We start from the raw sequence: 11,876 nt of genomic DNA, 5'->3' as shown, positions 1-11,876 counted from the left end.
CCAAAAGTGGTGATAAACCCCCACTCACGGGCAGAAAGTACCACTTTTTATCAAGAGCTGAGGGAGCTTAAAGTCCTCTGGAGAAGGCGCGCACCTGCACCCCGGTGTCCTCAAGTTTGCTACGCACTGCTCCCGCTAGGGCAACAGCGCCGGGGGTATCCCCGTGCACGCAAATACTGTCAGCTTCGAGTGCCACGCGGCTGCCATCCACGGCGATAACCTCGCGATCCACCACCATGCGCAGCACCCGCTCCGCTACCTGGGCTGGATCATGGATGACGGCACCTGCCTCACGGCGGGACACCAGCGTGCCCTGCGGGGTGTAACCGCGATCAGCGAACGCTTCATAGAAAACCTCCACCCCGGCGTCCTTGGCGCGGCGTTCAATTTCACTGTTAGGCAGGCAGAGCACCGACAGGTTGGTGCCGGACGCCCGGTTGAGCTCTGCGAGCGCCGTGGCAACTGCCTGCGCCTGATCCTCATGGTGCACGATGGCGTTATAAAGCCCGCCGTGGGGCTTGCAGTAGGTGACCTGCCCGCCGGTCATGCTGGCGACTGCTTGCAGGGCACCGATCTGGTAGATGACGGCGTCAGTAAGTTCAGTGGCGGTCATATCCATGAAGCGGCGGCCAAAACCCGCTAGATCCGGATAGGCAACGTGGGCGCCGATGGCTACACCCTGGGCGACGGCAGCGGCGCAGGTTGCACGCATGACGCTGGGATCACCGGCGTGGTAGCCGCAGGCGATGTTGGCTGATGAGACGATGCCCATCATGGTTTCGTCATCGCCCATGCTCCAAGAGCCGAAGGCTTCGCCGGAGTCTGAGTTAAGGTCTACTGCCAGGGTCATAGGGTGCCTCCTTGAGCGGGATCTGGGTCTGGTTTCTATTCTGCCAGGCGCACGCAGGAAGAAGGCCACTATCTAGCCACATTGTTGAACAATTATTGGGAAGAGGAATAACCCTTCGGCAAGAGAAACTTCTTGCCGAAGGGAAGGTATCAAGCTGCCAGCACCTGACTTAGACGCTTGACACCCTCGGTGAGCACCTCGGGTTCAACCGCTGAGAAGGCAATGCGCAACTGGTTGGCGCCGGGGTTGACCAGTGCGCCGTCTACCTCCACCGGCTCGTAGAAAGCTGAGCCGGGAATGAAGACTACGCCAGCTTCGATGGCCGGCGCCAGGGCGTCGGCGGCATCTGCAAACTTGCCACCCTCAGGCAGGGTGAGCCAGGTGAAGAAGCCACCGGCGGGCACCGTCCAGGTAGTGCCTTCTGGCATGTACTTCTCACACGCGTCCAGCACCGCCTGACAACGCTGCTGGTAGAGGGCAGCAGTCCGGCGGGTATGCGGCTCCCAAAGCCCTTCACGCATAAAGCCCAGCACCAGGCGTTGGGACAGCACCGAAGGGCAGATCGTTACCGCTTCACCGGCAATTTGCAAGAACTTACGCACCCGCAGAGGTGCAACCATCCAGCCCACGCGCACCCCCGGCGAAAAGACCTTAGAGAAGGATCCCAGATAGAGCACATTCTCAGGGTCGTAAGAGTAAAGCGAGCGGCGGCGGAACCCATCAAAGGACAGCTGACCATAGGGGTTATCCTCAACAATCAGGACGTCGGCCTCCCGGCAGACTCGCACCAGCTCGGCGCGGCGCTGATCCGAGAGGGTGATGCCGGTGGGGTTCTGAAAGTTGGGGATGGTGTAGAGGAACTTGACCTTCTTACCCTCAGCGCGAATCTCAGCAATCGCCTGCTCAACTGCGGCGGGGTCTAGCCCATCGGCGTCCAAAGGGACCTGGCGTACATCCGCTTGGTAGCCCTCAAAGACGCCCAACGCGCCGGTGTAGGTGGGGCCTTCTGCCAGGATGACGTCCCCGGGGTTAACGAAGAGTTTTGTGGCAAGGTCTAGGCCCATCTGAGAGCCAGCAGTCATCTGAATATCATCGAGCTGCGGGCTAAGACCCTCAGAACCCATAAAGTCGCAGACCAACTGTGCCAGTTCCTCCAAGCCGGCGCCAGAACCGTACTGCAGAACCTCCAGACCTTCGTCTTCAATGATGCGGGCGCTCATGGCACCCAGCTCACCCAGGGGTAGCAGATCAAGGTCTGGGTTACCGCCGGCAAGGGAGATGATGCCGGGGCGCATAGCAACCTCAAAAACATCACGCACTGCCGAGGGACGGAAGCCCTCAGCGCGGGCGGCAAAATGATTCATGATGCGCGCTTCGGCGGGGGTGGCATTGGCCAGCAGTTCCTCAATCTTTGACATGTTCTAGCCCTCTGCCTTCTCACCGTAGGTAACCGTGGCTTCACCGTAAGCAGGTGAGATGGGCTGAGCGTTTACACCAGCGGCATGCAGGGAGATGAGCTCGTAGACAACGTGGGCACCCGCAAGACCGGTCAGCTCAGCATGGTCGTAGGGAGGAGACACCTCAACCACCTCAGAGCCCACCAGGTTAAGCCCGCGCAGACCGCGCAGAATTTCCAGAAGCTCACGGCTAGTCATACCGCCGGGCTCAGGAGTGCCGGTGCCCGGTGCGTGGGCAGGGTCAAGCACGTCAATATCGATGGAAACATAGAGCGGGCGCTCGCCAATGCGAGCGCGCAATAGCTCAACCACCTTGGTGACGCCCAGGTAGTAAACATCGGCTGAAGAGACGATACCGAAGCCGAAGCGGGCGTCGTCATCTAGGTCCTCGGTGCCGTAGAGGGAGGCGCGGGTGCCCACATGGCAGAGGGCATCGGTATCTAGCAGTTCTTCTTCAAAGGCGCGGCGGAAGGGGGTTCCGTGAGTGTACTCAGCACCGAAGTAGGTGTCCCAGGTATCCAGGTGGGCGTCGAAGTGCAGCAGGGCAATTTTTCCATGCTTCTTGTGCAGGTTGCGCAGGTTAGCCAGAGCAATGGTGTGGTCGCCGCCGATAGAGACGAGCTTGGCGCCGTCCTTGGTGAGTTCGTGCACGCCCTTTTCAATCATTTCGAGGGCTTCTTCGATGTTGAAGGGGTTGCCGATGATGTCGCCGGCGTCCGCCACCTGGGCTTCTGCAAAGGGGGAGATATTGGCGGCGGGGTTGAAGGGGCGCAGCAGGCGGGAGGACTCACGCACATGGTTGGCGCCGAAGCGGGCACCCGGGCGGTAGGACACGCCGGAGTCCCAGGGGATACCGGCGATGACGATGTCTGCCTTCTCTACTTCGTCCAGGCGGGGCAGGCGGGCGAAGGTGCCGTTGCCAGCCCAGCGGGGCACCTCGGCGGCGTTGACGGGGCCAACCCGCTCGACGCCGTCGGCACCGGTTGCGATGACTCGGTTGGGTTTAGCTGAGAAGGATGCTTCTGCCATGGTGCTCCTTAGAAGAAGTAGAGAGAGCGCTCATATGTGAGCCCTGCCACGAGATTTCACTCAACTATAACCCGGCAGGCGCGCTGTTTATACACCGGAGATGACTGTTTATACCGAGTTCAATATATATATGCACATCACCTGAAATTAATAGGAAAATCCCCCCCAAACCGCCTGTACTTAAGGGTGCGAATTATTGAATATTTTTACACAATCAGGCAAAGTGGCCGACGCCTTCTCGTCTTTCAGAAATACCGAGGTAACTAGACTAGAAACATCCTCAAAATTTAACAACAGCCCCTGACTAAAGACGCTGGGGGTGACACCTGAGAGAAGGAACCCGCATGAGTTCACTGACGAACTTAATCCCCGACAGTGCCATAGCACTCGACGTGGACGCGACCACCTGGCAGTCCGCCATCCGTGCCTCTGGCGCTCTCCTTGAGAAAGCTGGAACCGTCACAGCGCACTACACGGATCTGATGATTCAATCCGTTGAGGAGCACGGCCCCTACATCGTGCTGACCCCAGGATTCGCCCTGGCTCATGCCCGCCCCGATCCGTCCGTCCAGCAGACCTCGCTCTCCTTTGCACGCCTGGCTACACCGGTGAATTTTGGCAGCGCCAAAAATGATCCCGTCACCATCGTGATGAGCTTGGCTGCTACCGATGCCACCGCTCATCAAAAAGCTTTAGCAGCTCTCGCTGGGGTTCTCTCGGACGCTGCCTCGCGGGTTGCCCTCGATACTGCAACCAGCGATCAAGAGATACGCGAGATTCTCAGCGGCAAAAAACTGCCTTCAGAAGCGGCATCAGCTCACACCTCACACCAGGGCAGCACCCTGGCATCTACTGAACAGCAGGCGCCGCCCACCAAAGAAGAACTGGCGAGTGCACCTGCCTCTAAAGGACATATTCTCTGTGTCTGCGGAAACGGTGTGGGCTCCAGCCTCTTCCTCAAATCAACCCTCGAAAAGGTGCTCGTCGCCTGGGGATGGGACCCCTTTATCGACGTCGAAGCCACCGACACTATCAGCGCCAAAGGCAAAGCCGGTAGCAGTGATTTCGTGCTAACCTCCCGTGCTATCGCTGAGACCTTAGGCGATTTGGGTGTCGCCGTTGAAGTTATAAACGACTTCACCTCCACGCAAGAACTCGACGGCGTGCTCCGCCGCCGCTACGCCGTCTAAACACACACCATTCTTATTTTTTAGGAGACTCTCATGGGCTTCATTACCGACTTCGCGGCTTTCATCGTCAACGAAGTTCTCTCGGTCCCAGCATTCCTCATTGGCCTCATCACCGTAGTTGGGTTAATCGGCCTGCGTAAATCCGTGGGCCAAGTTATTGGCGGCGGCATTAAGGCGACGCTCGGCTTTCTGTTGATTGGCGCAGGCGCTGGCCTAGTCGTTGCCTCCCTCGTGCCACTCGGCGCTATGATCCAAGGGGCACTGGGTACCCAGGGCGTTGTGCCTACTAATGAAGCAATCGTTGGCATAGCCCAAGAAAGTTTCGGCGCCCAGGTTTCCTGGATTATGATTCTAGGCTTCCTCGCAGCCCTCTTACTAGCGCGCATTACACCCCTGCGCTATGTCTTCCTTACGGGTCATCACATGCTGTTCATGGCCACCCTGATCATTATGGTTCTAGCCACCACTGACCTCAGCCCCTGGGTCACCGTAACCCTGGGCTCACTCTTCCTCGCCGTCCTACTGGTGGCTATGCCTGCCTTCTCCCAGGCCTGGATGAAGAAGGTCACCGGCGGCTCAACCGTCGCCATGGGCCACTTTGGCACCGTGGGCTACATCGCCTCAAGCCTGGTGGGCCGAGCTGTAGACCCCAAAGGCACCTCCCCCTCCACCGAAGACATCAAGGTGCCCGAGTCACTGCGCTTCTTGCGCGATTCTATGGTGGCAACTGCCCTTTCCATGGTTCTCATGTACCTGGTGGTCGCCAGCCTCTTCTACATGCGCGCAGGCGAAGAAGCATTCGCAGCTTTCTCCAATGGCGCCTCCGGACTAGGTAACTACCTCATGCAGTCGGTAACCACAGGTCTGCAGTTCGGCATCTCGGTTGCCGTCATCCTCTTTGGTGTGCGCACTATCCTGGGCGAACTGGTCCCCGCTTTCCAGGGAATCGCTAACAAGGTGGTGCCCGGTGCAGTACCCGCGCTCGACTGCCCCATCGTCTTCCCCTACGCCCAGAACGCTGTACTCATTGGCTTCTTAGCTTCCTTCACCGGCGGGCTGGTCAGCCTCTTCATTCTGGGAGCCTGGCTAGGGCCGGCTTTCGGCTTCGCGCTTATTTTGCCCGGTTTGGTTCCCCACTTCTTCACCGGCGGCGCAGCAGGTGTCTTCGGTAACGCAACAGGCGGCCGCCGCGGTGCCATCGCCGGCGGCTTCGTCAATGGCCTACTGGTCTCCTTCCTGCCCGCCTTCCTGATGAAGGTGCTGGGCTCCTTTGGTGAAGCCAACACCACCTTCGGTGATACCGACTTCGGCGTGGTGGGCATCCTTATCGGCGCAGGAGCATCCGCTGGCGCAGTAGCAGGAGCCATCGTTACTGCACTCATCGGCGCAGCCATTCTTGGTGCGGCTATCTTGGTGCAGAAGAAATTGGTCGATAGCGACTGGGACCCCGCTCCCCTTCGCCGCAACCCTGGCACCGTAGCTCCTTCTGCAGCGGATCAAGGCACTGCAGGGGTTACATCCGGGAAATACGCCCGAATCGCTCCACCCCAAGGCGCACCCCGCCCGCCGGCGTCCATCTAATCTATAAAAAATGCCAGACCCACACGGGTCTGGCATTTTTATACCCCTGAGCAGTCTTGCCTCCTTGGCTTTAGTCTGGCGAAAGGTCGGCTCTCATTTCGCCTCAACTACCCTCCATGACTTACACTGTGACTGCCCGCACGCGCACAATCACCCTGGAGTTTCAGTGAATCTTGCCATCATTCTGCTCTACCTAGTAGCCCTTATCTTCTGTGGCTACATGGGTAAACGCCGCGCCAAAAATGCAGAGGACTTCCGTGTCGCCGGACGCCGCCTGGGCCCCCTGCTGTACACGGGCACCATGAGCGCCGTCGTCCTAGGCGGAGCGTCCACCGTGGGCGGTGTAGGCCTGGGCTACACCTACGGTCTGTCAGGCATGTGGCTGGTTGTGGCTATCGCCGCCGGCGTGGTGCTCCTATCGCTGATCTTCGCGCCCATCATTTCTAAGCTCAAAATTTACACGGTCTCGCAGATGCTCTCCCTGCGGTACGGAGTACGCGCCACCCAGGTCTCATCTATCGTCATGCTGGGCTACACCCTCATGATCACGGTGACCTCAACCGCCGCCTACGCCTCCATCTTCCGTGTCATGTTTGATATAGACCGCTCCTGGGCAATTCTGCTGGGCTCCCTGGTCGTTATTGGCTATTCCCTGCTGGGCGGCATGTGGTCCATTACCCTGACCGATATGATGCAGTTCGCCATCATGACCGTGGGCATCTTCCTGCTCATGCTGCCTTTATCCCTATCACAGGCCGGCGGCTGGGATGGACTGACCGAGCGCCTTTCCACCGAATACTTCTCACTGGACACCATGGGCACTAATTCCATCATCACCATGTTCGTGATTTATACCCTGGGCATTCTGGTGGGGCAGGACATTTGGCAGCGCGTCTTCTCGGCACGCTCCCCCGAAGTCGCCCGCTGGGGCGGGACCGGTGCAGGTGTTTACATCGGCCTCTACGGCATAGCCGGAGCTGTCATTGGCATGGCAGCCGCAGCGCTAGTACCGGGCCTAGAAAGTCAGGATGACGCCTTCGCCACCGTAGCTCAGAACTACCTGCCTACCGGTGTAGGCGGCGTAGTACTGGCAGCCGGTGTAGCCGCCATGATGTCTACCGCCTCCGGCGCATTGATCGCCTCAGCCACCGTGGCTCGCGTGGACGTTATCCCCTTCTTGACGGGCAAGCCCGCCCTTGAAGAAGAAGGCGGAGATTCGGACGCCACCCTAGCAACTGACCGGATTTACCTGCTGATTCTCGGCCTAGTTGCTACCGTCCTGGCAATTTTCCTGACCGATACCGTCACCTCTTTGACCATCGCCTACGACATTCTGGTCGGCGGTCTGATGGTTGCTATTCTGGGCGGTCTGCTCTGGCGCCGTGGCACCGGTGCGGGCGCAGCTGCATCCATGCTAGTCGGTTCAGTGGTGACTCTAGCGTCTTTGCCCATTTTTGGAGTGCTCGCTAACGAGCCTATTTACTACGGCCTAGCGTCCTCGCTGGTGGTTTACGTTGCGGTCTCGCTACTCACCAAGCCCACCTCGTCTGAGGTCATGAACGCCTGGGACGCCCGCCTGCAGCAACGCCACCAGCACTCAGTAAGACCCAGCCAGCGAGCGCTTAGCTGAAAGTACCCGTTTTGTTTCGAAAGTACTCACGGTGGAGGGTGCAGATGAGAGAAAGCGGGTATTTCCGCCCGGCCGCACCAACCCCATAAACATACTGTGGTCTGCATAACATTTCAGGGGTGGAAATATGCAATATTTATGCGCCCAGCACGTATGCTAAAGCGGACAACTGCTGACGAAAGGCACCCTCTTGGCACACTCTCCCCAGCGCGCAGGCACCACCGAGCCTCGCCGCAACGCCGGTTACGCGATTCTGGCAACCCTGCGAAATTACGGCATCGACACCGTCTTTGGCATTCCCGGCACCCACAACCTTGAGTTCTACCGCCATTTAGAGGAGCTAGGCATCAAGCCCGTCACTACCCGCCATGAGCAGGGCGCTTCTTACGGTGCCGACGGCTGGTCACAGACTCGCGGACTGCCCGGCGTGGTCATCACCACCTCAGGGCCCGGCCTGCTCAACTCCCTCTCGGGGGCAGCCACCGCCTACGCCGAATCTCGACCCATGATTATCCTCTCCCCCGGCCGCCCGGTCGGGCACGAATTCCGAGATATCGGCGCCCTGCACGAGACCAAGAACCCCACCGGAGCGGTCAACTCCATTGTTGAATTTTCCCGCCGCGTGAACTCAGCTGAAGAAGCGGTGGACATCATCCACAATGCCTTCCGCTCCTTCGCGCACGCCCGCCCCCGCCCCATCCACATCGAGGTGCCCCTTAATATCTTGGAAGCCGAAGCCGAGGTGGACGAGGCGCTCCTCGCTGCCCGCCCCCTGGGCAAACCTCAACCGGCACCCGCCGAAGACGTTGAAGAGGCAGCCCGCATGCTAGCGGCGTCCACTAACCCGGTGATTATTGCCGGCGGCGGCTCCCTTGCTGCAGCCGATGACCTGCTGCTCCTAGCAGAAACGCTAGAAGCCCCCGTACTAACCTCCATCAACGGTAAGGGCGCAATCCCAGAGAAGCACCGCCTATCCCTGGGCGCAGACCTGCGCCTCACCGCCGCCCACTCCTTCTGCCAGCAAGCCGATGCCATGCTGATTATCGGCTCAAAAATCGGTGAAGCTGAGCTGTGGGAAGGCGATATCCGCCCCGCAGGCCCAGTCATCCGGGTGGATATTGAACGCTCCCAGCTGCTCACCAACATCACCCCGGATATTGAGTTGCCGGGCAACTCAAAAGCTGTCGTGCCGCAACTCTTGAAAGCACTGTCAGAGCAGGGAATCACCCCCGCCTCGCGCACACAGCGAGACCTGCAAGAAGTCTTCGACGCCCTAGATAATGAGGGACGGGCCATTGCACCTGAACTAGCCCAACTCAACGAGCTGATTATGGAAGTTCTGCCTGAAGACACCATCATCGCCGGTGACTCTTCCCAGGTCACCTATATGGGCACCACCACCTTCTACCGGGCTCCGAAGCCCAATTCTCTGCTCTACATGGCAACCTACGCCACCCTGGGGTACGGTCTGCCCGCCGCGGTGGGCGCCAAGATTGCCGCCCCTGAGCGTCCGGTGGTCTGCCTACTGGGCGACGGCGCACTCATGTTCGCCATCCAGGAGATGATGACGGCGGTGGAGCAGCAGCTCGACCTACCCATTATTTGTGTGGATAACGGCGGCTACGGCGAAATTCGCCAGAATGAGCGCGACCGGGGCATCGCGGATGTTGCGGTCAACTTGGTGCAGCCTGACTGGGTGAAACTGGCGGAGGGTTTCGGTGCCACTGCTTTCACCGCCACCATGGACACCTTGGCAAAGACGGTCACCCAGGCTCTAGGGACCAAGGGACCCAGCCTGATTCACCTCAAAATTGGTGAGAGTCTGCGCTAGGCAAGGAAAGTGGGTGGGCGATAATAACTGGCTCCACCTACCCCGAGACCTGATAGAACAAAGCGCCCCGTCTGCTCTCCACTTTAGACTGGAAACAGACGGGGCTCCTCAGGGTGCGAGTTCCCTAGTGATCACTCATGACGTAGGGCGTCAATGGGATCTAGTTTTGCCGCCTTATTGGCGGGGTAGTAACCAAAGAAGAGGCCGATACCCAGTGAGAAACCTAGAGCCAGTAAGACTGCGCTCAGTGGCGGGAAGGTCATTTCACTGAAGAAGGTGGACCCAAACATACCCAGGGCACCCCCTAAGAGCACACCAATCACCCCGCCCACCAGGCACACCATCATGGCCTCAATCACGAACTGCAGACGAATAGCCCCGCGAGTAGCGCCCAGCGCCTTGCGCACACCAATCTCTCGGGTGCGTTCGGTGACGGTCACCAGCATAATGTTCATGACGCCAATGCCACCCACCAGCAAGGAAATACCAGCGATAGCCGAAATGGCCGCGCTGATACCGTCCAGAACCTGGTTAAAAGCGTCCGTGGACGCCTGGAAGTCCTGGATTTCTGCATGGAAGTTTTCGTTGGATCGGTACATACCCGTCAGCACAGCCTGCAGCTGGGACTTAACCTGCACGAGGTCCTGACCTTCAGCCGGACGCACCGCGAGGCTAGCCCAGGATTCCTCCTTATAACCCAGAGCACCGCTATTAGTGTAGGGCGTGTAGGTAATATCGTCGGTGGACGAGAGCAAGAGACCGCCAGAGGTGTTGGGGGCAAAGACACCTACCACCACGGCGCTGGAGCTAGAACCCTGAGCATCCAGCTCGACCTCCCCACCGATAGCGTCCTCTGGGCTATCGAAGAGGGAGAACATCTGGGATTCGGAAATCAAGATTACCGGGCGGCGGTGATCAATATCGGTCTGGGTAATGTTGCGACCGTAGGTGATATTGACTTTCTCAAGATCTAAGAAGTCCAAGTTCACCGGGGAAACACTCGCTGACTGGTTCCGTTCCCCGTTATAGAGGGTCACGCCCATACCACCGTAGGCACTACCCACCGGCACACCGGAGATTTTATCCCCCATAGCGTCCTTGATGCGCTGAATATCATCGACATCAAGTTTTGAGGCTTCATCAGGGGCAGCTCCACCCCCACCGTACATGGCGGCATAGGGATCATTACTGGTTGATTTGTCCTCTTCTCCCTCCTTGGGTCGCTCGGTCACCTGCACCATGAGGTCATTGGCGCCAGAACTGACGATGGACTGGGTGGTCTGCATCTTGAGCGCATGGCCCAGAGTAAGAATGGCAATTACCGAGGAGATACCCACGATGATGCCGAGCAAGGTGAGGAAGGAGCGCATCTTGTTGGTGCGCAAGCTGCTGAAGGCTAGCGAGATTGATTCGCGGATGTTCATGCCTGTTCCCCTCCTTGCGGGGTAGCTGCCGGGGGCGCAAGGACGCTGGTGGGCGAGGCCGCCACAGGCCCTGCGGCAGGTGCCCCCAGGTAGGGGGTGGCGGCGTCCTCACCGCTCACGATTCTGCCGTCTACCATGGTCACCACGCGGGTGGTTTCGGCGGCTAGCTCGGAGTTGTGGGTGATGAAGACAATGGTCTTGTTCTGCTCGCGGTTGAGCTGGTGGAAGAGGTCCATGACCATGCGCCCGGTCTGGCTGTCCAGCGCGCCGGTCGGTTCATCGGCTAGCAAAAGGGGCGGGTCGTTGGCGAGCGCGCGGGCGATAGCCACGCGCTGCTTCTGTCCGCCCGAGAGCTGAACGGGGTTGTGCATCATGCGGTCAGCCATGCCCATCTGCTCTAGCAGGTGCTCAGCACGTTCGCGGCGTTCTTTGACGTTGATGCCGGCGTACATCATGGGCATCTCTACGTTCTTAAGGGCGGAGATTCTGCCGATGAGGTTGAAGCTCTGAAAGATGAAGCCGATGTTTTGGCTGCGGTAGAAGGCTAGATCGTCATCGTCGAGCTGCATGATGTCTTCGCCGTCAAAGGTATAGCTGCCCTGGTTGGCTCGGTCTAACAGTCCGATGATGTTCATGAGTGTGGTTTTGCCGGAGCCGGAGGCACCTACCACCGAGACGAATTCGCCGCGGTTCACGTGAAAGTTCACGCCGGGGAGGATGGTGATGTGGCTTTCGGCGCCCACGTTGAAGCTTTTGACGATGCCGCGCATATCCAGCAACCGGTTGGATGCCGCGCCGGGGAGCGCCAGGGTGGGATCAGCTCCCGGCTGGCCGGGTAGCCAGGCTCCGGGTTGCCCGGGCGGGTTGTATTCGTAGCCGGTCAC

Annotated in this window: 9 protein-coding genes; 4 read left to right on the top strand and 5 right to left on the bottom strand. The window is 59.2% G+C overall.

Annotation, left to right across the window (positions count from 1 at the left end):
- Positions 1-67: 67 nt before the first annotated feature.
- From VVR27_RS05990 to speB, 3 genes are all read right to left on the bottom strand, one after another.
- Entirely contained in the window at positions 68-850 is a 783-nt protein-coding gene (locus tag VVR27_RS05990; RefSeq protein WP_368547557.1) for a LamB/YcsF family protein, read from the bottom strand.
- 149 nt (positions 851-999) lie between these two features.
- Complete coding sequence (locus tag VVR27_RS05985) at positions 1,000-2,268, bottom strand: PLP-dependent aminotransferase family protein (protein WP_368547556.1); 1,269 nt, start codon at positions 2,266-2,268, stop codon at positions 1,000-1,002.
- Between the two features lie 3 nt (positions 2,269-2,271).
- Complete coding sequence (gene speB, locus VVR27_RS05980; protein ID WP_368547555.1) at positions 2,272-3,336, bottom strand: agmatinase; 1,065 nt, start codon at positions 3,334-3,336, stop codon at positions 2,272-2,274.
- Positions 3,337-3,680: 344 nt separating this feature from the next.
- Between speB and VVR27_RS05975 the strand changes: the two genes are divergently transcribed.
- The 4 genes from VVR27_RS05975 (at position 3,681) to VVR27_RS05960 (ending at position 9,568) form a co-directional block, all read left to right on the top strand.
- Positions 3,681-4,526: a PTS sugar transporter subunit IIA gene (locus VVR27_RS05975; RefSeq protein WP_368547554.1), complete on the top strand. Its 846-nt coding sequence runs from the start codon at positions 3,681-3,683 to the stop codon at positions 4,524-4,526.
- A gap of 33 nt (positions 4,527-4,559) precedes the next feature.
- On the top strand, positions 4,560-6,107 hold the full coding sequence (locus VVR27_RS05970; RefSeq protein WP_368547553.1) for a PTS ascorbate transporter subunit IIC: 1,548 nt from the start codon (positions 4,560-4,562) through the stop codon (positions 6,105-6,107).
- A 166-nt stretch (positions 6,108-6,273) separates the two neighbouring features.
- Positions 6,274-7,737, top strand: a complete 1,464-nt coding sequence (locus VVR27_RS05965; RefSeq protein ID WP_368547552.1) for a sodium:solute symporter — start codon at positions 6,274-6,276, stop codon at positions 7,735-7,737.
- A gap of 190 nt (positions 7,738-7,927) precedes the next feature.
- Positions 7,928-9,568, top strand: a complete 1,641-nt coding sequence (locus VVR27_RS05960) for a thiamine pyrophosphate-binding protein (RefSeq protein WP_368547551.1) — start codon at positions 7,928-7,930, stop codon at positions 9,566-9,568.
- 131 nt (positions 9,569-9,699) lie between these two features.
- Here VVR27_RS05960 and VVR27_RS05955 read toward each other — a convergent pair whose 3' ends face one another.
- Both VVR27_RS05955 and VVR27_RS05950 read right to left on the bottom strand, forming a co-directional pair.
- On the bottom strand, positions 9,700-10,992 hold the full coding sequence (locus tag VVR27_RS05955; RefSeq protein WP_368547550.1) for an ABC transporter permease: 1,293 nt from the start codon (positions 10,990-10,992) through the stop codon (positions 9,700-9,702).
- Positions 10,989-11,876 (bottom strand): ABC transporter ATP-binding protein, encoded by an 888-nt coding sequence (locus VVR27_RS05950; protein ID WP_368547549.1) that lies wholly within the window; start codon positions 11,874-11,876, stop codon positions 10,989-10,991. The genes VVR27_RS05955 and VVR27_RS05950 overlap by 4 nt, the downstream gene beginning before the upstream one ends.

Origin of the sequence: Rothia sp. LK2492, assembly GCF_040946345.1 — a bacterium.
Lineage (GTDB): Bacteria > Actinomycetota > Actinomycetes > Actinomycetales > Micrococcaceae > Rothia > Rothia endophytica.
Note: the sequence above shows the minus strand (reverse complement) of the source record. Positions and strands in the feature narration are given on the sequence as shown.